This window comes from Pantoea sp. A4, assembly GCF_000295955.2.
In the GTDB taxonomy this organism is placed as follows: Bacteria; Pseudomonadota; Gammaproteobacteria; order Enterobacterales; family Enterobacteriaceae; genus Pantoea; species Pantoea multigeneris.
The window spans coordinates 73892-94677 of sequence record NZ_ALXE01000020.1 but is presented as its reverse complement, the minus strand read 5'-3'; the positions used below and the strand labels follow the sequence as shown (position 1 = coordinate 94677).

The window sequence follows — 20786 nt, the reverse complement described above, 5'->3', positions numbered from 1 at the left end:
GTGAGAGGGTAAGTCATGGGGCATTTTCTGCTGCGAAGAGTGGGCCAGGGCGTGTTGGTGTTATGGGCCGCCTTTACCCTCTCCTTCCTGCTGTTGCAGGTATTACCGGGTGATGCGGTGCTGATTAAGTTTCAGAACCCTGACCTGGGGCTGAGCCCGGCGCAGATTGCTGAAATGCGTCTCGCCTACGGTGCCGATACGCCGTTGTGGCAACAGTATTTCCATACGCTGTTCGCCATGCTGCACGGGGATTTTGGTTTCTCCATTCAGGCCGGCGTCCCGGTCAGTGAACAGCTGACCAGCAACCTGCCAGACACCCTGAGCCTGGCCGTAGCAGGATTTGCCCTCGCGGTGGTGCTGGCATTGTTGCTGGCAACGCTGGCAAACCAACGCTGGCTGCGCCCACTGAGCCGTTGGCTGCACTCGGTGCCAGCCCTGTTTATTTCTCTACCCACATTCTGGCTCGGCATCGCGTTGATTCAGCTGTTCTCCTTTCAGCTGCGTTGGGTACCGGTGATCAATCCTTCGCCGTTACAGGGGCTAATTTTACCGGTTTTGACCGTGGCGGTGCCGATTTCAGCGCCACTGGCGCAGATCCTCCTGCGCAGCATTGACGAGGTCCAGACGCTGCCCTTTGTGGCCGTTGCCCGGGCTAAAGGTGCCAGTGAAAACCGCATATTGTGGCGTCACGTCATGCGCAATGCGTTGCTGCCCGCATTGACGGTTGCCGGTCTGCTGCTGGGTGAGCTGATCGCCGGTGCATTGATTACCGAAACCGTGTTTGGCCTTGGCGGCATTGGTCAACTCACGCAACAGGCGGTGAACAACCAGGATGTCGCGGTGTTACAGGCGGTTGTGATGATCTCTGCCCTTGGCTTTGTCCTGATTAATTTACTGGTCGATGCGCTAATGCCGCTGCTTGACCCTCGTTTACATACCCTATCGGGAGAAGCACGATGAGCCTGGTGGATTACTCTGTCGCCCGATCGAATGAACCGCAACCGGCCACGCCGCGTCTGCTCCGCCTGCAACCTGGGCTGTGGCTGGCCTGGACGGTGATTGTGCTGGTGGTGATCGTGGCATTCGCACCGCAGTGGTTCACCCATTACAGCCCCACCGAGGGGATTGCAGGCGCGCAACGTCTGCCCCCGGCAAGTGACCACTGGCTGGGAACCGATCAACTGGGCCGCGATCTCTACGCCCGTATTCTCTGGGGAGCATCACATACGCTATCGGCCGCGCTGTTGGCGGTATTGATGGGGCTGATTCCTGGCACCGCGCTCGGCCTGATCGCAGGCAGTCTGGGTGGCCGGATCGAGACACTCATCATGCGCCTGGTGGATGTACTGCTCTCTATTCCTTCACTGCTGTTGTCTCTGAGTTTTCTTATTCTGCTTGGCTTCGGCACGTTACATGCCGCGCTCGCCGTGGGGATCGCCTCCATTGCCAGCTTTGCCCGTCTGGTACGCGGTGAAGTGGTACGTCTGCGCCACAGCGCTTTTGTTGAAGCGGCACAGGGCAGCGGTGGCACCTTCTTTAGCATCCTGTGGCGGCACATTCTGCCCAATTCACTCACTGCGGTGATCGCTTACGCTGCCTTGCAGTTTGGTCAGAGCATCCTGGCGCTGGCCACGCTCGGCTTCCTCGGATATGGCACGCCACCCCCGATGCCGGAGTGGGGGCTGCTGATTGCCGAGGGGCGCAACTATCTCTCTACCGCATGGTGGCTGACTACCTTTCCCGGCCTGGTGGTGGTGATCGTGGTGTTAGCCACTAACCGTATCAGCCGCCAACTGGCAGGAGCGGCGCGATGAGCCAGACCACACCGCTGTTAAAAGTCGAAAACCTGAGTCTCAGCTACCGTCGCGATCATCACTGGCACCAGGTGGTGCATGACGTGAGCTTTGAGCTCAAAGCCGGTGAAATCGTGGCGCTGGTGGGGGAGTCAGGCTCCGGTAAAACCACCACCGCCCAGGCCATCATCGGCCTGTTGGCGGAAAATGGCCGCCGCGATCGGGGCGCTATTCACCTGAACGGCACCGACATCAGCCACTGGTCACCTCGTCAATGGCAACAACTGCGCGGTAGCCGTATCAGCCTGGTGCCACAAGATCCGGGCAACTCACTCAATCCGGTGAAAACGGTGGGTGAACAGGTTGAAGAGATGCTGAAACTGCATCAGCGCCTGAGCCGTGTGCAGCGCCAGCAACGGGTGCTTGAACTGTTAAGCCGTGTCGGCCTCAGCTACCCCGAACAGCGCGTTGCACAGTACCCGCATCAGCTCTCTGGCGGCATGAAACAACGCGTCTTAATAGCCATTGCCCTCGCCTGCAAACCGGAACTGATCATTGCCGATGAGCCAACCAGCGCGCTGGACGTGACCGTACAACGTCACATTCTGGATCTGATTGATGAACTTCGTCAGGAAACCGGCACCGCCGTGCTGTTTGTCACCCATGATCTGGCGCTGGCCGCCGAACGGGCCGACCGTATTCTTGTCTTTCGTCATGGGGAGCTACAGGAAGCGGGCAACACCCGCGAGGTCATTACCGCTCCGCGTAATCCCTATACGCGGCAGTTACTTCAGGATGCCGTGCCCGCAGTGGAACGTGCGGCCACTCGCCGCATCAGCGAACAAAATATGATTACGGTAGAGGCTGTAAATAAGCGTTTTTCCCTCGGGGGTAAACAGCATTTACAGGCGCTGAATCAGGTTTCTTTCGCGGTTAAACGCGGCAGTTTACACGCGCTGGTGGGAGAATCCGGCAGCGGAAAAAGCACCCTGGCACGTATTCTGCTCGGCTTCGAGCATGCGGATTCCGGCACCATTACGCTGGGAGGCACGCCACTGCACAATCTGCGTGGGGAAGATCTACGCCAACTGCGTCGCCGCATTCAACTGGTGTACCAAAACCCTTACGCGTCGCTGGACCCGCGTCAGACCCTGTTTCACATCATTGAAGAACCCCTGCGCAATTTCTCACGCTTAAGCCGCGCTGAGCGACGGGAGCAGGTGGAAGCGATTACCCGGCGCGTGGCGTTGCCGATCGAATTGCTCGCGCGCAAGCCCCAAGCCCTTTCCGGTGGGCAACGCCAGCGCGTAGCGCTTGCGCGGGCACTGATCCTGCAACCCGAGATTCTGGTACTGGATGAAGCCACCTCCGCACTGGATGTCACCGTGCAGGCACAAATCCTGCGCCTTATCGCCTCGTTACAGGATGAGTCCGGCGTCACCTGCCTGTTCATCACGCACGATCTCGCTACCGTGCGCCATATCGCTGACAGCGTCACGGTGTTGCGGCACGGGGAAGTCATTGAACAGGGGGATACCGCAACCCTCTTCAGCCAACCAGCCCACGCCTATACCCGCGAGCTGATTGCCGCTATCCCACATTTCAAGCCGTTAATGGAGGAGCCCGCATGACGCGGAAACGTTTTGGTTTTTTCACTCGTCTGCTGGATAAAGTCAGCGCCGGAGAGCGCTATCGCCTGGCTACCGAGCAAATATTACATGCTGAACGTCTAGGGTTTGATACCGCCTGGATTGCCCAGCACCACTTTCATGAAAACGAAGGGGGACTGCCCTCTCCGTTAGTCTTTCTCGCACATGTGGCGGCGCAGACTCAGCGCATTCGCCTCGGCACCGCGATTATCACTTTACCGCTGGAGACACCGCTGCGCGTCGCGGAAGATGCCGCCGTGCTGGACTTGCTTTCGGGTGGAAGAGTGGAGCTGGGTTTTGGCTCCGGTGGAACAGCCACCTCATTTCTGCCCTTCGGCCTGACGATTGATCAGCGTGCAGAGACGTTTGCTCAACATCTGCACACCTTGCTGGCGGCCTGGCGGGGCGATGATATTGCTCACCCTGACAACCACCTTTACCCGCCCGCGCCCCAGTTGGCTAAACGGGTGTGGATCGCCACGTTTTCGGTGGAAGGCGCAGCGCGAGCCGGTGCCGCCGGTCACGGGTTGATGCTGTCACGCACCCAACCACGCCCGGCCGAACGGCCAGATTTACCGCTGCCAGAGATACAAAACCCGATGATAGACGCCTATCTGGCCGCGCTCCCTGCGGGTGTTGAGCCACGCATACTGGCTTCACGCACGGTGTTTGTCGCCGATAACCTGGCACGTGCGCGTGAACTGGCGCTGCCCGGCCTGACAGAACAGGCGGAGCACTTTTGTGCAGCGGGCCACCGTGTTGACGGCAATACGCTGGATGATTACCTGCGTCAGTTTGATGCCCATGTGGGCGACGTTGCCACCGTTAACGCCTCGCTGGCCCAGGATAGCGTACTGGATCGCGTCACCGATATTTCCTTCCAGGTACATTCCATCGATCCGCCACACGCGGATATTTTGCGCTCTATTGAACTGATTGCCGCACAGATCGTGCCGCAACTGCAACGCTGACAGGAGAAAAGGACATGACCGATCACGCAGATTTGCTGGCAAACCTGGCGGATATTGACCCACAAAGCCCACTTGCCGCTGCACGACACACCCGCAGCGCGGCCACAGAACACGCCCAGGGAAGTTATGACGTCCTGTTTGGCCAGGATGATAAAGACTTTCCCCTCGCGGAACGTTACTGGTTCGCGACCCGGGTTGCGGGCTGGCATGGACAACAGGCGCTGGAACACCATTACGAGCAGTTGTCGGGTGAGCTGAGCGATACCCCACGTATTCAGGAGGCGGAAGCGTTTGCTCGCCGCTTAACCTTTGAACCGGTAGAAGCGGCACCCCAGCACATTGCACATCTCACGCTGGCAGGATGGAGCGAACGCGGCATTGTCACATTGGCGCAGTTGGTTGCCTTTGTGAGTTTCCAGAGCCGACTGCTGGCTGGACTCCATCTGTTGCAGGATCAAGAAGTGACAACGTCACATGAACCAGTGCTCGCTGGACGCTGGCATAACGCACCACTGACCGCCAGTGGCAAGACTGCCCTTACCGCTTTCACGCAACAGGAACTGGGCTGGGAGCCGTGGTTAGTGGCAAAACCCCTGACCGCCTTTACGCCTGATGAGCAAGCGACGTTGGCCAGGAACGGACACAGTGATTCGGACTATTTCCGCCTGCTGGGGCGCAACCTGCCCCTACTGGAACAGCGTACCCTGACCGATAAAGGCATTTTTTACACCGCTGGCGGATTACCACGCGCGGAACGTGAATTGGCGGCCACCGTGGTGAGCAAAGTGAACGGCTGCATCTATTGCGCCTCAGTGCATGCGCGTAAAGCCAGCCAACTGTCCAAACAGAACAGCGACGTTGAACGTTTATTACAAACCGCACCGGGTGCAGTGTTATCAACGGGCCAACCTGCCCGCTGGCAGGCGATTATTGATTTCTCTGCAGCTTTATCCGTAACCCCGCCTCGCGCCACTCAGCAACAGATAAGCGCGCTACGAGATTTGGCTCTGGACGAATTAGCCCTGCTGGATGTAGTGCAGTCGACCGCGTTCTTTGCCTGGGCCAACCGACTGATGCTCACTCTGGGCGAACCTTTTGTACCGGCTGAATAACAGGAACTGCCATGACCACGTTTACCACAGAACAACTGGTGCAAATACGTCGCGAATTGCACCAGCATCCTGAACTGTCGAATCAGGAGTTCGCCACCACAGAGCGCATCACCCGCTGGTTACAACAAAGTGATATTCGGTTGCTGCCTCTGGGGCTGAAAACCGGCGTAGTGGCTGAAATCGGCCAGGGTGAATCGCTGATCGCGCTTCGGGCAGACATTGATGCACTGCCGATCGAAGAAGCCACTAAACTGCCGTGGCGTTCACAAAACCCAGGCGTTATGCACGCCTGCGGCCATGACGTGCACACCACCGTCATGCTCGGTGTGGCGCAACAGCTCAAATTACAGGAAGCCTCGCTGCCGGGCCGGGTACGTATTTTATTCCAGCCCGCAGAGGAGACGTTCAATGGCGCACAGCAGCTGATTGATGCTGGTGCACTGGAAGGCGTGCAGGCCATTTTTGGCATGCACAATGCGCCCGAACTACCGATTGGCACTTTCCGAACGCGCGGCGGTGCTTACTATGCCAATGTTGATCGCTTTACCCTGCGCATTCATGGCAAGGGAGCTCACGCGGCACGTCCTCAGGAAGGGATTGATGTGATCCCCATTGCCAGCCAAATCGTCACTGCACTCCATGCCATTCCTGCGCGCCAGTTCAGTGCGCTGGACTCGGTGGTGATCAGCGTAACGCGCTTCACCGCCGGGAATACCTGGAATGTTTTACCGGAAACCGTGGAACTGGAAGGAACCGTTCGCACCCATGACACGACGATCCGGGGTCAAATCCCCGAGAAGATCCGTCGCCTGGCACAGGGCATCGCGGCAGGGTTTGATGCGCGTGTCGAGCTGGAGTGGCAGGAAGGCCCACCCGCAGTAATCAATACCCCGGAGTGGGCGGACTTCGCGCTTAATCTGGCACAGAAACAGGGTTATGCCACCCAAACCGCCACCCCACTGATGGGCGGTGAGGATTTTGCATTTTATCTGCATCATGTACCCGGGGTGTTTGTCAGCATCGGTAGCAGTAGCCTGTTCGGCTTGCACCACCCGCAGTTTGATCCTAACGAGGCGCTGATCGGCTCTGCCGTCAGCTATTTCACCGCACTGGCACCGCTGGCTCTCAAGGCCGCAGCATGCTGATGCGCAAAAGGAGGCGTGTGATGAAAACGGTATATTCCCCACAGCCGCAGCTTGATCACGTGGTGATCAACGTCGCGGATCAGCTTGACGAGGCTAGCGTACGTTTTCGCCAGTTGGGTTTTCAGTTAACAGAACGCGGTCATCACTCCCTTGGCTCCAGTAATCATCTGGCTATTTTTGCCGATAACTATCTGGAGCTGTTAGGGTATGAACCCCAGAATGCCAGCCAACGGGCTGAACTCTGGCAGGCACCCATAGGGCTAACCGGCCTGGTCTGGAAGACGGAGGATGCCAGTGAGGAGTTTCGCCATCTGGAGCGTCAGGATCTGGATGGCGATGAACCGGCTGAATTCTTTCGCCCCGTCACACTCCCCAATGGCAGTGCCAGTGAAGCACGCTTTCGCACGGTTCGCTTACGCCCGGCTCTCGTTCCTAATGGTCGGTCCTTTTTCTGCCAGCATCTGACACCCGCCGCTGTCTGGCAGACGGTATGGCAAGAGCACCCTAACGGGGTCGAGGCGATCAGTGAGTTTGTTATCGTCGCGCAGGACCCCGCCTACGCCGCTCAGGTCTACAGCCATCTGTTTGGGGCCGGGCGTATTCGGGCCTGCCCTGATGGCGCGTTTGTGCTGGATGCCGCCACTGCTACCGTGCGCTTTGCCGCCGCAGAGCATGTGGAGCAGCGTTTTGGTACATTGCCAGATGATTATGACGGGAGTGCCCGTATGGCCGCGTTGAGTTTCCGCACCCAGGACATCAAAAAGGTGAAAGCCAGTTTGCTGCTCAGCAAAATCCCCTTCGACGAACAGGATAATGTGATCGTTGTTGCCCCAGGACAGGCGTTCAATGTCGCTCTACGCTTCCACCAATAGTGAGATAACGGGAGGAGATCCCTCCCTTTTCCTCAGGCTGCCGTGGCCTCTTCGCTGCCCAACAAGCTGAGGATTTTACTTCTCAGTGCCACCAGTTGTGGATCGTCACGCCGACGCGGGAATGACTGACTGACTTCGATAATATCCAGTATCTTTGCGGGCCTGGGGCTAAACACCACCACGCGGTTCGCCATCACCAGGGCTTCTTCCACGTCATGGGTCACCATCAGCGCCGTAAATTGTTGCTCCTGCCACAGATCGACAATCTCTTGCTGCATACGCAGACGGGTTAATGAATCGAGCTTGCCCAGCGGTTCATCAAGGATCAGCAAGCGAGGTTGATTAATCAAAGCACGCGCCAGCGCGGCTCGCTGTGCCATCCCGCCCGAAAGCTGATGTGGCCAGGCGCGGGCAAATTGCTGTAAACCTACGCGTTTCAGCATCGCTGCCACCTGCGGCTCCGTCTGCTTTTTATCCTCACCACGGATCTGCAAACCCAGACCCACGTTGCCCGCCACCGTCCGCCATGGATAAAGCGTTGGGTCCTGAAACACGACCACGCGTGAAGGATGTGGATGGGTGATCGCTTTGCCGTCCTCTTTCAACACGCCTGACGCAGGAGGTTCAAGACCTGCCAGCAAGCGCAGCAACGTCGATTTTCCGCAGCCGGACGGACCCAACAGTGCAACAAATTCACCGGGTTTAACCTGTAAGTTAATATTTTCCAGCACCGGCAGATGCTTGCCTTCAAGAGTAAAATGGTGGCTGACTTTATTAATATCGATATTCACGCCAGATGTTGAGAGTGCCATACGCTGATTTCCTCACTGAAATTTTGTCATGAATAGCACGCTTTCCCCTACCCCACTATGCGGATTACAGCTATGGGTTTGCTGACAAAACATAATAAAAAATTGCATGTATACATGCGGGATTGTTATTTGGTGCGGGAAAATCCGTTTGCGATAGTACTTGTGAAAATCATTTTAATAAGGGATTAGGTCATGGCATTCGAGAATATCTCTCTCAGTCGTCGTACCCTATTACACGGTCTGGCGACACTGGGCGTGGGGATTGGATTAAGTCCGGTATTTACTGGCACAGCATTGGCAGAGAATAACGATAAAACGCTTAAAACCATTAAATTAGCCTGGGGGCAAAGTGCCGTCTGTCAGGCCCCTATTTCCGTTGCGCTGAAACAGGGATTTTTTAAAAAATATGGCCTCAACGTTGAACCGGTAAATTTTAGTGGGCCTACTGATGCGCTGTTACAGGCCATCGCGACCGGCCAGGCTGATGGCGGTATTGGTATGGCGCTGCGCTGGTTGAAACCGCTGGAGCAAGGTTTCGATGTTGACCTTACCGTGGGCACACACGGTGGCTGTATGCGCCTGCTGGCCCCTAAAGAGAGCGGTATCAATAAGGTCAGCGATCTGGTGGGTAAAAACGTCGCGGTGAGTGACCAGGCCAGCCCGATTCGGAATTTCTTCGCCATCCAACTGGCCAAAGAGGGTATCGATCCCGATAAGCAGGTTAACTGGCTGCAATATCCGGAAGATCTGTTTGGTGAGGCCTTGCGCAAAGGTGAAGTTCAGGCGCTCGCGACCGATGACCCACAAGGCTGGCTGTTGAAGCATCAGCATGACCTGGTGGAAGTGTCGAACAATATGCACGGCGAGTACATGAACATGACCTGCTGTGTGCTAGGTCTGCGCGGTTCACTGGTGCGGGACAATCCAGAGGTTGCGAAGGCAATCACCCAGGCGATTGTTGATGCCCAACAGTGGACAGCCGATCACCCGGATGAAACCGCTAAAATCTTCCAGCCATATGTCCCCGGCTCGGTTCCGGTGGCGTCTATCGCGGCGATGTTAAAAGAGCACACCCATAGCCATCACTCAACCGGAGCACAGCTGCGGGGTGAGATTGCGACTTACGTTAATGAGCTGAAAACTATCAACGTGATTCGTCCGGATACCAATGCACAGCAGTTCGCCGACCACTATGTGCCTAATCTGCTGCCGGCGACGCCAGACAGCGGCCATCAACATATGAATATGTCGAGCTGAGGAGAGAGTCATGTCCAGCGAAACCCTGACGCTACAGCAGCAACAGGCGCGCGTTAAGCGCATCGAACCGGCCGTGTGGACAGCACTGCTGTTCTGGTGGGCATTGGTGGCATTAATGACCGGCCTGCCTGATAAAGTGCAGGGTTTTGCCCCACCGCGCTATGTGGCTCAGACCCATGATATTTTTATCGGCTTTGCGGTTTTACTCTCGCTACTGACCTTACTGAGCAGCGCAGCACCGCGACTGGCGGTGCTCAGTCCGCTGAAGCGCAGTGCGCGCTGGTTAACGGCGATAGCCATTCTGACCGGCATTTGGGAGCTGTGCACAGCAAAACTGGGACTGTTGCCGCTGCCCTTTTTTGCGCCTCCCCGCGCCTTAATCGAAGCCTACGTAACTGACTGGCCTCGCCTGCTGGATAGCGTGCTGCACTCTCTGCGTTTGCTGGCATTGGGGTATGTCTATGGCAGCATCGCGGGGTTCATTACCGGGGTGGCGATCGGCTGGTCACGCGGGCTGGGCTACTGGGTACATCCGATCCTGCGTTTCCTTGGCCCGGTGCCTTCCACCGCGCTGTTACCGCTGTCGATGTACTTTTTCCCGTCGAGCTTCTCTGCGGCCGTGTTCCTGATTGCGTTAGCCACCTGGTTCCCGGTGACGGTCCTGACCTGGTCTGGCGTCGCGAGCGTGGATAATCGCTATTACGATGTCGCCCGTACACTAGGCGCGAACGCGCTATTTCTCGTGCTGCGCGTTGCGGTTCCGGCTTCACTGCCCAGCTTGTTTGTCGGCCTGTTTATGGGGTTAGGTGCCTCTTTCTCCGTCCTGGTCGCCGCAGAAATGATGGGCGTGAAGTCAGGGCTGGGCTGGTATCTGCAGTGGGCACAGGGCTGGGCAGCCTACGCCAACATGTACGCCGCGCTGATTGTGATGGCGCTGCTGTTCTCATCGTTAATTTCACTGCTGTTTGTCGTCCGCGATCGCACGCTGGCCTGGCAGCGTAACACCGTTAAGTGGTAACCCCTTTCCCACGCCAGCACAGGCTGGCGTGCTTCTCCCTTGCATGAGGTTCCATCATGGCTGAATCCATTTACGCTTCGATTACTCAACTGGTGGGCAATACCCCTCTGGTTCGTTTAGACCGTTTTAGCCAGCAGCAGTCACTTCAGGCGGAGATCGTCGCCAAGCTGGAATTGTTTAACCCCAACCACAGCGTTAAAGATCGTATCGCGCTGGCGATGATTGAAGATGCAGAACGTCGCGGCAAGTTGAAACCCGGTGATATCATTGCCGAGACCACCAGTGGGAATACCGGCATTGGGGTTGCGGCGATTGCGGCAGCCAAAGGCTATCGCTTTCGTGTCTACATCAACGATTTTGTCAGCATTGAACGCAGCAAAATCCCTCTCGCCTTTGGTGCTGAAGTCGTGCCATTCAGTATTGTGCCGGGGTTCCCGGAGTTTTTTGAAGCCACCGATGGCGATTTCGTTGCTGCCTCGCGCTGGCTGGTGGCGCAGGTCACGGAAGCCGAACCCAACGTATTTTTCCTGCAACAGCTGGAAAACCCGGCCAACCCACAGGCCCATGAAGCCACCACTGGCCCGGAGATCTGGCGCGATACCGCCGGTAAAGTGGATATTTTCGTCGCCTCAGTGGGTACCGGCGGTACGCTTTCCGGCACCGGGCGTTACCTTAAGTCACAGTCGCCTGACATCCGGGTGGTGGCGGTAGAACCCGGCCCCGATTCGCAGCCTAGCGACGAACGCCCGGAACCGCTGGAGATCACCGGCGTGCATGCGTTCACCAATCAGCCACCGGAGCGCATCCCCTCTAATCTTGACCACAGCGTTTACGATGAAGTGATAGCGGTTGAAACCTGGCAGGCTTATCAGGCAGCACGAGAGCTGGCGCTGTCAGAAGGCATTCTTGCGGGTGAGTCTTCAGGCGCGGTGTTGTTTGCCGCACAGCAGCTGGCCGCACGACCTGAGAACCTGGGGAAGAGAATTGTGGTGTTACTGGCCGATGGCGGGGGTAACTATCTTTCAACGCAACTGTTTGACGCCCGTATCGCAACAGAAAACCTGAAACAAGCGGTAGCAACCGTTACCTCTATTCAGCTACTTACCCAGCCTTTAGCCGTTTAATCTTCACGCCTCCTGTTACTTCAAGGAGGCGTGACGTTCTCCTTATACCAGCACGTTAGCCGTAATCCCCTGCGCAAACTGAAGCGCATTGGTCTCGGGGCGCAGCACATTGATAGCCTGCAGATCACGAGCGTAAACATCTATCTCTTTCACGAACGCGTTCCCCACTGAATAGTGGCCGTGCGTATGGGTGCGCAGCACGGCAGCAATCTCCGCCGGGTTGGTGTTCAGCGCCTTACTGTTGAATTCAGTGCCGATGGTATCAGGGTGCTTAGCGGCATAGGCATGGGCTTGCAGGATCGCATGGGTAATCGCGGCAGCGACATCGGGTTGATCGCGAATCAGGCTGCCACGCGTACCAACCACACAGCAGCTCAGGTGTGCGTAAACGTCTGAGAGGTTGGTGGCAATCTCGCGGTAGCCTGCCTCCTGCGTCAGTCGGTACATGACCGGGTCAGAGCCACTTGCAGCCTGAATTTCGCCTTTTTTCAACACAATGGGCAACAGGTCTTGTGGATAGGCGCGCCACTCAACATCGGTATTGGGATCAAGGCCGTGGCGTTTCAACAGCAAGGCGAAGAAGTTCTTATCCGCCCCCGCCATGTCCGTCACACCAATGGTTTTTCCCTTTAACGCTTCCAGCGTCTGTGGCCCGTCGGTGAGCCCCAGCAATCGCATACAGCCGCCGTGGGTTCCCGCCGTGAGTTTCACATCAAAACCGGATTCCAGCGCTTTTAACCAGCGCAGCGCCATGCCAATGGCCGCTTCCGCTTTACCGGTCGCTAATGCCTCCAGTAATAATTCCGTTGAGTTGCCAAAATTAACAAACTCCACGTCGAGATTATGCTGTTTGAAAAAGCCCTGCTGGTCGGCCACGACTACCGGCGCGATACAGATCGCATTCACATTCACGGCTAAGCGAATGGGCGTAGGTTTGGCCAGCCGGTATTTTCCGGCACCACCCTGTAAGATATCCGGCTGCATATCCATACCCGCCATCGCGTCTTCAGCAAAGCTAAAACGAGGGAGTGCGGAGGCTGCCAGTGCCGCTGCAGAATAGTTGAGGAACTTACGACGGGAAAATGCATGAGATGCAGACACGGCTTAACTCCTGTTAAATACAACCGTTAACTATCGTGAAGGTTTTAATTAATCAGAAGCAGAATAAATTGTATTCAAAGCAGGAGCCAGCGGTGCAATTATGCTGATTTCGCATGAGGTTATTTAGGTGTGTAAATTATATAAACCTTATAAACAAGTGAATGAATGATCTATCGAAAGAAGAAGCCGTAATATAAAAAAACACCTCCGAAGAGGTGTTTTATCTGGCTGGTGGGGATTAGAAATCGTAGCTCAGGCTAACCGAGACATTACGCGGTGCGCCATAGACTGAGTAGCTGTCGAGGTAGCTGTAGTAGGTCTTGTCGAACAGGTTGTTAAGGTTAACCTGTGCGGACAGCTGCTTAGTGACCTGATAGCGACCAAACAGGTTGACCAGAGCATAGCTGCCTTGCTCAACATAATTCAGACCATTTGGGCCACCTGCGTCGTCAGCCCAGATTTTGCTCTGCCAGTTGATGCCACCACCGAGGGTCAAATCAGGCAGGGCAGAAGGCTGATAGCGGGTAAACAGTTTCAGCGTGGTGCGTGGTTTATCCGGCTCAACCGCCGTGCCATCGCGCTCTTCAGCCACATAACGTGCTGCGCCAAAGGTCATTTGCCAGTTATCGGTTAACGCACCGTTGACCTCAAACTCTGCACCGCGGCTCACCACGCCTTTTGTTTGACGATAAGCCACTTCCGTTGACCCATTGACGTAGGTGTTGGAAAGCGATTGCCCAAGGTTCTGCTCCTCGGTGCGGAACACCGAGAAGGAGGTGGTGAGACGGCCATTGAACCAGTCGGACTTCAGGCCGGTTTCATAGGTTTTGCCGCGAATCGGATCAAGGTATTGCCCGGAAGTGTTACGTTCTGTCTGCGGCTGGAAGATTGACGTATAGCTGGCGTAAGCTGACCAGGTGTCGTTGATGTCATAAACCAGGCCGGCATACGGCGTCAGATCGTTTTTGCTCACGTTCGCGGTGGTGCCGTTGGTGCTGTATTGGGTATAGCGCGCACCCGCAATCAGGTGTAACGGATCCAGCAGCGAGAAGCGTGCGGCGGTATAAACCGATTTCTGACGAATGGTGTCGTCGGAATAGAGTGACCAGTCGCTCCACTCCGGGTAGGCCACATTCCCGTTCCAGTTGTTGAAATCGCCCAGTTCCAGCGTTTCAGTCGGTGATGAATTGAAGAAGCGGCTGTGTTGACGGCTATAGTTTGCGCCAAACATCAACTCATGCTGGCGACCAAACAGCTCGAACGGTCCGCTGGCATAGGCATCAAAGGCCGCCACTTTGCGCGTTCCTTTATTCCAGCCGCCATAGCCCACGACGCCTTCGCCGGTTTCCTGATCTGGATTGCCATAACCATACATCAGCAAGGTATTGAAGACGTTCTCGGTGTAGGTGCCATTTACACGCGCCTGCCAGCCGTTAGCAAAGTTTTGCGTCAGTGTAGCATAAACCTGTTTGATCTCTTTGTCAGAGAAGGTCCAGTCTGGTGCGGCATTGAAATGGCGGCTGTAGTTAACGCGAGTGCCATTGCTGTACCAGATTGGCATCCCGCCCCATGACGGGTCAGTGGTGTGGCTTTCCTGATAAATATACCCCACCGAAAGTTGGGTGCTGTCGGTAAGATCGGCATCAATCATGCCGTTGAAGAATTTCTCGCGTTTATGGTAGCGATCCATCCAGCTGTCCTGGTCTTGATAACCCGCAATCAGGCGACCACGCACGTTGCCCGACTCCGTCAGTGGAGCCTGTAAATCAGCCACATAGCGCTGGTTATCCCATGTGCCGTAGCTGGCTGAAACATTGCCTTTAAACTCTCGGCTGTCCGCGTGTTTACGCAGCATATTCACAGTTGCTGACGGGTTACCGGAACCGCTCATCAGGCCGGTAGAGCCACGCACAACTTCGATGCTGTTAAAGAACGAGCTATCGAGTGAAGCGTCGCCGAAGTCCCACACGTTGCTCTGTGTGGCAGGAATACCATCAAACTGGAAGTTATTAATATAGAATCCGCGCGCGAAAAAGTTCTGTCGATCGGAGTCAATTTGTGACAGCGTCACGCCAGTGGTGTTCGCCAGCGCATCACCAATATTTTGTAGATTCTGATCTTTCATGCGCTGTTCAGTGATCACGCTGATCGACTGAGGCACATCACGGGGTACCAGATTAAGCTTAGTGCCTGCTCGGGTACTTTTGACCGCATAGTCCTGGGAATCCTGCTGCGAACTGCTGCTGTCACCGCTGCCGCTGGCATCCGCATTGACCGTTAACGTTGGCTGATCGGTACTGGCGGCATGTGCCAGCGCGCTAGCCACTAACAGCGTGAGCAGCGAGAGACGAAGGGGTGTTTTTGGGACGAACGAATCCCTGACGCGCGAAACATCATTAATCATGAAATCCTCTGACGGCTTTTATTGTTGTGTTGGAAGAGGTGCAGACAAACGCATTGCCCACTCTGAACGGGGCGAGACGATAGGCTTCACCTAAACTATGCTGAATCATTCAGCATAACTTACAGAATGCTGATGAGAACTATACGCATTATTATTATCAGCGCAAGTTGTTACTGTCAGTAGCTACCGATTATTTACAATAACGCTTGCCTCAATGAAATTATTTCATCTGAGCTGCGCGGAATAATAGTTTTGCTGCGTGAGTATCGAAGTGAAAATATATCTTTATTGGGGCGAAGGCAGAACTGTAAATCCTTTAACGCGAGGAGAAGATGCACGACATCCGTGCGTGCATTTTCGCTTTGCTCACCAGCGCCAGTGTTTTTCGGCCAGTTCGACTAGCAGACGTGAAGCAGGTGAGAGTTCACTCAATGAGCGGAACTGCCAGCCAAAAGTACGCGGCATAATCACCAACGGCAGATGAATTTCAGTTAATAACTCCTGCCCCTGTAACAAACGGCGAGAAATAAAACTCAGCAGTTGGGTCTGCGCAATCACCTGGCGCATGGGTGACATGGTATTACTTAACATCTGGACTCTGGGTGCCGCATAGCCCCCGCTGCGCAAGCGCTGCTCTAACCATTGCCGCGTCGCTACGTTATCTGAAGTCAGTAACCAGCGATATTGCTCTAGCTGTTCTGGTGTAGGATGAATGCCCGCTAGCGGGTGGTTACGGCTGGCAACCACCACCACCGGATCTTCTACCAGCGGCCGGGTAACAAATTCATTATTTTGACCCGGTAAGAAGCCCAAAATCAGATCGATCTTGTTCTCACGCAGTTTTTTCTGCAGCAGATCGTTCAGACCCACCTGCACTTCCAGTACGGCAGTAGGGGCACGCATCAGCAGTTCATGTGTTAGCTGTGGCAACATGAATTCTGCGGCAGTTGCGGCAACGCCAATGCGAATCACGCCTGCTTTGCCCTCTCCCAGAGCCTGCATGTCTTGTCGTGTCACCTGCATCAGGTGGACAACTTTTTGAGCACGTTCACAAAGTAGGATGCCCGCTTCCGTCAGTTGCATGCCACGGCCAACTTTCAGAATGAGTCGGGTTGAGTACATTTTCTCAAGGCGCTGGATGCATTTTGTCAGCGCGGGCTGAGTGATACCAAGGGACTGAGCGGCCTTGCCCAGGTGCCCGGTCTCGCGTACCGCCAGTAGGTAATGTAGATCTTTCAGTTCCATTCATTCCTGCCAGGAATTTAGTCATAAAAATGAGAGAATATTATTTATCTTCAGGTAATGCCAGGATGGTTATACAGCATTGGAGAAGGGACCGGAAGGTAAAGCCTAAATAGGTTGTAAATATCAGTGTCAAAAACGACACTGTCAATAAACCGGCACTAAAATCACAGGGGAATACTCCGAACATAAAATGATCGACACCAGTCAGCGTTAATTAATAACCATGACTATTTACGACTGAAAAATGAAAAACACCAACGCCAGAACTGTTTCATATTTGTATTTTTTGTGATGCATGATTGTAAAAAATAATAAACCTCTGATATAGGAAATAACTATGCTATTGATCATCAGCCTGCTTATGATCGTCACTTTTATTGGCTTGCTTTTGAGCAAAAAAATGTCGGCGATAACCGCTTTGATCTTGATCCCTACCCTTTTCGCCCTGCTGGCCGGACACACAGCAGATACCGGAGAGATGGTGGTGAAAGGGTTGCGTACCGTTGCACCCACCGGGGTGATGCTGATTTTTGCCATGCTCTATTTTATGAGCGTTACCGACGCCGGGATGTTTGATCCCATCATCAGAAGAATCGTCTCTTCTGTTGATAGCGATCCGGTAAAAATATATCTCGGCACTGCATTACTGGGTTTTATTGTGGCCCTGGACGGTGATGGCGCTACGGTATATATGATCGTACTCTCCGCTTTTCTGCCCATTTACGAACGTGTGGGATTATCAAAACTGAAAGCGGCTTGCATCCTGCTGCAATGTACCGGGTTGGGTAATATGTTTCCCTGGGGTGGTCCAACGGCGCGTGCCGCAGCCGCAGTGAAAGCCGATATTTCATCGTTATTTGTTCCGATGCTGCTGCCATTATTGGCCTGCGTCGTGTGGACATTTGTCATGGCCTGGATATTCGGCCGTCAGGAGAGACGCCGTCTGGGTTTCTCGCCAGAGATCTCTTCAACAGTGCCAACACTCTCACTGCCGGAAAACAGTGGTCCGGCCTGGCGTTTCTGGTGTAACTGGGCATTGACCATTGCACTGATGACCGTTCTGGTACTGGATGTGATCCCGATGCCGTGGCTGTTTATGTTAGCCACCGCGCTAATGTTCCTGATTAACTATCCGAAACTGTCAGAACAACAGGAACAGCTGCAAAAGCATGCGGGAGCGATTCTCTCCGTTGCGAGCCTGATTTTTGCCGCCGCCGTCTTTACGGGCATCTTCTCCGGTACTGGGATGGCGGACAGCCTGGCAAAAGGGATTGTCCATGTCATCCCGGATACGCTCGGCCCTTACCTCGCCCTGATTACAGCGATAATCAGTATTCCGGTGACCTGGATGGTGTCTAACGATGTGTTCTATTTCGGGATGCTGCCAGTGCTGGTTGAAGCCGCAGGACAGTATGGGATTGAGCCTATCGAGATGGCACGAGCCGCATTAGTAGGGCAACCGGTACATATCCTCAGCCCCTTAGTGGCTTCGACCTATTTGCTGGTGGGCATGCTGCAACAGGATTATGCCCAGGTGCAGCGCAACACCCTGCGTTGGTCTTGTGCAACATCACTAGTATTACTGGTCGCCAGTTTGGTAACAGCCGGTTTTCCCTTTTATCACTCGAGTTAATTAATTCCACTATTCGGAACGAAGAGCGCTTCGTTCCGTTTATTTGTTATGAAATGATGTTACGTCTTCAGCGTAAATTTCGTCGCTTTACTCATATCGCTTTCTTTCTCTTTTTGCCGTAGACTCCCCGACTCAGATAAAGCAGTTTTATAAAGGATAATGAATGAGCGAGGCGTTAAAGTCTTTAAATAACATTCGCACGTTGCGTGCTCTGGTCCGTGAAATGGACGTGGACATGCTTGATGAGATGTTAGATAAATTCTCAGTGGTAGTTACAGAACGGCGCGAAGAAATGGCGTCAGAAAACGCTGCCAGTCAGGAAAAAGCCGATAAGCTTGCTCAGTATCGTGCCATGCTGCTCAATGATGGAATTGATATCAGCGAGTTGATGGGAAGTGCTCAGGAGACCAAAACTCGCGCCGCGCGCCCAGCAAAATACCGCTACACCGATGAAGATGGCGCGGAAAAGACATGGACCGGCCAGGGTCGCACACCTTCACCGATTAAGAAAGCCATCGACAACGGTGGCTCTCTGGAAGACTTCCTGATTTAAGCGAAAGCCAGCCTCAACGGCTGGCTTAGTTTTATCAGGCCACCGGTAAACCTAAGTTTTCACGCAGTGTCGCGTATTCATAATCTTCATGGAACAGCCCACGGCGGCGCAGTTCAGGGATAACCAGCTCAACAAACAGATCCAGTTGTTCTGACATCACCGCAGGCATGATGTTGAAACCGTCTGCGCCACCCTGCTCCAGCCAGAGCTGGAAGTCATCGGCAATATCTTCAGCCGTACCGACAATCACACGGTGACCACGTGAACCTGCTGCAACCGCAGCTAACTCACGCAGCGTCAGGTTTTCGCGTTTTGCCATATCGGTCATCAGTTTCACACGGCTCTGATTCCCTTCACCCAGCGGAACTTCCGGTACCGGGCCATCCAGTGGGAACTGGGACATATCCATGCTGAAACGCAGCGAGAGCTGACGTAAACCATTTTCGATATCAACCAGTGAGTTCAGTTCTTTCCACAGTGCCTGTGCTTCTTCACGCGTGCGTCCAACAATCGGCATCACACCCGGCATAATCACCACGTGCTCTGGGTTACGACCTGCCGCAACCACCTGTTCTTTCTGCGAACGATAGAACGTTTGCGCCTCTTCCAGACTCGCCGCCGCGGTGAAGATCACTTCTGCGGTCTCTGCGGCCAGTTTTTGCCCATCGGCAGAGGAGCCGGCTTCGATAATCACTGGACGTCCCTGTGGAGAACGGGTGATGTTGAGCGGTCCCTGCACCTGGAAATGCTCACCCTGGTGGTTGATAGGCTGAATTTTTTCATCCACGAAGTAACGGCCGCTCGCTGCGTCTGGCTGCACCGCCCCCTCTTCCCAGCCTTCCCACAGTTTGAAAGCCACGTCCAGGAACTCACGCGCACGGCCATAGCGCTCTGCGTGGTTCGGCATATCTTCACGGCTAAAGTTACGTGCGACGTCAGCAGAGAAGGAAGTCACGACATTCCATGCGGCACGGCCACGGCTGATGTGGTCCAGCGAGGAGAACGCACGCGCCATAGTAAAGGGATCGCTAAACGTGGTGGAAGCCGTTGCGGCCAGACCAATACGGCGCGTGTTGACGGCCAGTGCTGACAACAGGGTCAGTGGCTCAAGGCGCGCCATGGTGGATGGCAGTCGATACATGCTGGTCGCCAGCGCATCGCCAACGAAGAAGAGATCAAAAGTGCCCGCTTCCGCTTTCTTAGCCAGCGTGATCAGCCAATCGATATCGGTTGGCGATCCGAGATTTTCCGTCAACCGCCAGCCGCTCACGTGCTGACCAACCGGTTGTACAAACAGACCCAAGCGCAAACGACGTTGTTGTGATGAACTTTGCATAATCTTCCTGGTTCAAAAAAGTGCATAATGCATAAACAGAATCAATTACGGCATTTTACCGCTTAGCGCTGATAAAAGCCGCCCTTTCTAAATCTCATATTTGCATTTGCTTATCTGTTTTTCACATATAGAACATAATCGCTTTCCTGTAATCTTGATCCCTTGGTTTTTTTCTTCTTTCTTCCTTAGCCTGAAATCACTATTCCGGGGAACGTTATGCAACTCGATTTTCGTCAGGTACGCAGTGATGAAGTCCGCACGTATCTGGACCTGATGCACGCCGCTTATGCGCCAGTTAAAGCGCTGGGAATTAAGTTTGATGCCGCAACCGCGACACTCGAGCAGGCGACACAGCATCTCGCCTCACACGGCGTTTATGCACTGTACGCCGATGGCGTTATGGTTGCCTCAGTGACCATTCGCTATCCATGGGGACCTCTGCCAGGCCCGTTTGGTTTACCGCATATTGGCTGGTTCGGCGCGCATCCTGACTATGCCGGGCACCACTTTGGCCGCCAGGTGTTGGATCGACTGGAACAAGAGGTGCTGATTGCCCAACTGCGAGCACCGGCAGTTTCACTGGGCACCGCTATCAGCCATCCGTGGTTGAAAGAGATGTATCTGAAACGCGGTTATGAAGCCATGCATACCACGGACCTTGGCAAAGGCCACATCACCCTGTATATGAAAAAAGTCCTGAACCAGTCGCAACATGACGTCTGGTGGGAAAAGCTCGCTGCTCAGCAGCCTGGAGTTTGACG

Annotated in this window: 18 protein-coding genes; 13 read left to right on the top strand and 5 right to left on the bottom strand. The window is 54.7% G+C overall.

Features of this window, described 5'->3' with window-relative positions; genetic code table 11:
- The first annotated feature begins 15 nt into the window (after positions 1-15).
- From B880_RS0107165 to B880_RS0107135, 7 genes are read left to right on the top strand one after another with little or no spacing between them, the layout of a single operon-like run.
- Complete coding sequence (locus B880_RS0107165; protein WP_017346709.1) at positions 16-960, top strand: ABC transporter permease; 945 nt, start codon at positions 16-18, stop codon at positions 958-960.
- Complete coding sequence (locus B880_RS0107160) at positions 957-1814, top strand: ABC transporter permease (RefSeq protein WP_017346708.1); 858 nt, start codon at positions 957-959, stop codon at positions 1812-1814. The genes B880_RS0107165 and B880_RS0107160 overlap by 4 nt, the downstream gene beginning before the upstream one ends.
- Entirely contained in the window at positions 1811-3424 is a 1614-nt protein-coding gene (locus B880_RS0107155; RefSeq protein ID WP_017346707.1) for a dipeptide ABC transporter ATP-binding protein, read from the top strand. The genes B880_RS0107160 and B880_RS0107155 overlap by 4 nt, the downstream gene beginning before the upstream one ends.
- On the top strand, positions 3421-4413 hold the full coding sequence (locus B880_RS0107150) for a putative FMN-dependent luciferase-like monooxygenase (protein WP_017346706.1): 993 nt from the start codon (positions 3421-3423) through the stop codon (positions 4411-4413). The genes B880_RS0107155 and B880_RS0107150 overlap by 4 nt, the downstream gene beginning before the upstream one ends.
- Positions 4414-4427: 14 nt before the next feature.
- Positions 4428-5525: an alkylhydroperoxidase domain protein gene (locus B880_RS0107145; protein WP_017346705.1), complete on the top strand. Its 1098-nt coding sequence runs from the start codon at positions 4428-4430 to the stop codon at positions 5523-5525.
- Between the two features lie 11 nt (positions 5526-5536).
- Positions 5537-6670, top strand: a complete 1134-nt coding sequence (locus B880_RS0107140; RefSeq protein WP_017346704.1) for an amidohydrolase — start codon at positions 5537-5539, stop codon at positions 6668-6670.
- A gap of 20 nt (positions 6671-6690) precedes the next feature.
- Positions 6691-7542 (top strand): VOC family protein, encoded by an 852-nt coding sequence (locus tag B880_RS0107135; RefSeq protein WP_017346703.1) that lies wholly within the window; start codon positions 6691-6693, stop codon positions 7540-7542.
- Positions 7543-7574: 32 nt separating this feature from the next.
- Here the strand turns inward: B880_RS0107135 and B880_RS0107130 are convergent, their stop codons facing one another.
- The gene (locus B880_RS0107130; protein ID WP_017346702.1) at positions 7575-8354 is read right to left on the bottom strand and encodes an ABC transporter ATP-binding protein; all 780 of its coding nucleotides are present in this window, start codon (positions 8352-8354) and stop codon (positions 7575-7577) included.
- Positions 8355-8546: 192 nt separating this feature from the next.
- On the opposite strand from B880_RS0107130, the gene B880_RS24825 reads away from it, so the two are divergent.
- From B880_RS24825 to B880_RS0107115, 3 genes are read left to right on the top strand one after another with little or no spacing between them, the layout of a single operon-like run.
- The gene (locus B880_RS24825; protein ID WP_017346701.1) at positions 8547-9611 is read left to right on the top strand and encodes an ABC transporter substrate-binding protein; all 1065 of its coding nucleotides are present in this window, start codon (positions 8547-8549) and stop codon (positions 9609-9611) included.
- Positions 9612-9621: 10 nt separating this feature from the next.
- Positions 9622-10629, top strand: coding sequence for an ABC transporter permease (locus tag B880_RS0107120; protein ID WP_017346700.1), 1008 nt, complete (start codon positions 9622-9624; stop codon positions 10627-10629).
- Positions 10630-10685: 56 nt separating this feature from the next.
- Entirely contained in the window at positions 10686-11753 is a 1068-nt protein-coding gene (locus tag B880_RS0107115) for a PLP-dependent cysteine synthase family protein (RefSeq protein ID WP_017346699.1), read from the top strand.
- Positions 11754-11795: 42 nt separating this feature from the next.
- On the opposite strand, the gene B880_RS0107110 is transcribed toward B880_RS0107115, so the two are convergent.
- From B880_RS0107110 to B880_RS0107100, 3 genes are all read right to left on the bottom strand, one after another.
- Positions 11796-12854, bottom strand: a complete 1059-nt coding sequence (locus B880_RS0107110; RefSeq protein ID WP_017346698.1) for an ABC transporter substrate-binding protein — start codon at positions 12852-12854, stop codon at positions 11796-11798.
- Positions 12855-13092: 238 nt separating this feature from the next.
- A complete protein-coding gene (gene fhuE, locus B880_RS0107105; RefSeq protein ID WP_017346697.1) occupies positions 13093-15258 on the bottom strand; it encodes a ferric-rhodotorulic acid/ferric-coprogen receptor FhuE in 2166 nt (721 codons plus the stop codon).
- Between the two features lie 366 nt (positions 15259-15624).
- Positions 15625-16503: a LysR family transcriptional regulator gene (locus B880_RS0107100; RefSeq protein ID WP_017346696.1), complete on the bottom strand. Its 879-nt coding sequence runs from the start codon at positions 16501-16503 to the stop codon at positions 15625-15627.
- A gap of 337 nt (positions 16504-16840) precedes the next feature.
- On the opposite strand from B880_RS0107100, the gene B880_RS0107095 reads away from it, so the two are divergent.
- Together B880_RS0107095 and B880_RS0107090 are read left to right on the top strand one after the other, a co-directional pair.
- The gene (locus B880_RS0107095; protein ID WP_017346695.1) at positions 16841-18136 is read left to right on the top strand and encodes a CitMHS family transporter; all 1296 of its coding nucleotides are present in this window, start codon (positions 16841-16843) and stop codon (positions 18134-18136) included.
- A 163-nt stretch (positions 18137-18299) separates the two neighbouring features.
- Positions 18300-18689, top strand: coding sequence for an H-NS family histone-like protein (locus tag B880_RS0107090; RefSeq protein WP_017346694.1), 390 nt, complete (start codon positions 18300-18302; stop codon positions 18687-18689).
- A gap of 34 nt (positions 18690-18723) precedes the next feature.
- Here B880_RS0107090 and B880_RS0107085 read toward each other — a convergent pair whose 3' ends face one another.
- The gene (locus tag B880_RS0107085) at positions 18724-20025 is read right to left on the bottom strand and encodes an LLM class flavin-dependent oxidoreductase (protein ID WP_017346693.1); all 1302 of its coding nucleotides are present in this window, start codon (positions 20023-20025) and stop codon (positions 18724-18726) included.
- A gap of 216 nt (positions 20026-20241) precedes the next feature.
- Here B880_RS0107085 and B880_RS0107080 point away from each other — a divergent pair, with 216 nt between their 5' ends.
- Positions 20242-20784 carry a GNAT family N-acetyltransferase gene (locus B880_RS0107080; RefSeq protein WP_017346692.1) on the top strand — a complete coding sequence of 181 codons (543 nt, stop codon included), beginning with the start codon at positions 20242-20244 and terminating at the stop codon, positions 20782-20784.
- Positions 20785-20786 lie beyond the last annotated feature (2 nt).

Coding starts and splice junctions, on each gene's coding strand:
- B880_RS0107165 (WP_017346709.1), top strand. CDS start 16: ATGGGGCATTTTCTGCTGCGAAGAGTGGGCCAGGGCGTGTTGGTGTTA.
- B880_RS0107160 (WP_017346708.1), top strand. CDS start 957: ATGAGCCTGGTGGATTACTCTGTCGCCCGATCGAATGAACCGCAACCG.
- B880_RS0107155 (WP_017346707.1), top strand. CDS start 1,811: ATGAGCCAGACCACACCGCTGTTAAAAGTCGAAAACCTGAGTCTCAGC.
- B880_RS0107150 (WP_017346706.1), top strand. CDS start 3,421: ATGACGCGGAAACGTTTTGGTTTTTTCACTCGTCTGCTGGATAAAGTC.
- B880_RS0107145 (WP_017346705.1), top strand. CDS start 4,428: ATGACCGATCACGCAGATTTGCTGGCAAACCTGGCGGATATTGACCCA.
- B880_RS0107140 (WP_017346704.1), top strand. CDS start 5,537: ATGACCACGTTTACCACAGAACAACTGGTGCAAATACGTCGCGAATTG.
- B880_RS0107135 (WP_017346703.1), top strand. CDS start 6,691: ATGAAAACGGTATATTCCCCACAGCCGCAGCTTGATCACGTGGTGATC.
- B880_RS0107130 (WP_017346702.1), bottom strand. CDS start 8,354: ATGGCACTCTCAACATCTGGCGTGAATATCGATATTAATAAAGTCAGC.
- B880_RS24825 (WP_017346701.1), top strand. CDS start 8,547: ATGGCATTCGAGAATATCTCTCTCAGTCGTCGTACCCTATTACACGGT.
- B880_RS0107120 (WP_017346700.1), top strand. CDS start 9,622: ATGTCCAGCGAAACCCTGACGCTACAGCAGCAACAGGCGCGCGTTAAG.
- B880_RS0107115 (WP_017346699.1), top strand. CDS start 10,686: ATGGCTGAATCCATTTACGCTTCGATTACTCAACTGGTGGGCAATACC.
- fhuE (WP_017346697.1), bottom strand. CDS start 15,258: ATGATTAATGATGTTTCGCGCGTCAGGGATTCGTTCGTCCCAAAAACA.
- B880_RS0107100 (WP_017346696.1), bottom strand. CDS start 16,503: ATGGAACTGAAAGATCTACATTACCTACTGGCGGTACGCGAGACCGGG.
- B880_RS0107095 (WP_017346695.1), top strand. CDS start 16,841: ATGCTATTGATCATCAGCCTGCTTATGATCGTCACTTTTATTGGCTTG.
- B880_RS0107090 (WP_017346694.1), top strand. CDS start 18,300: ATGAGCGAGGCGTTAAAGTCTTTAAATAACATTCGCACGTTGCGTGCT.
- B880_RS0107085 (WP_017346693.1), bottom strand. CDS start 20,025: ATGCAAAGTTCATCACAACAACGTCGTTTGCGCTTGGGTCTGTTTGTA.
- B880_RS0107080 (WP_017346692.1), top strand. CDS start 20,242: ATGCAACTCGATTTTCGTCAGGTACGCAGTGATGAAGTCCGCACGTAT.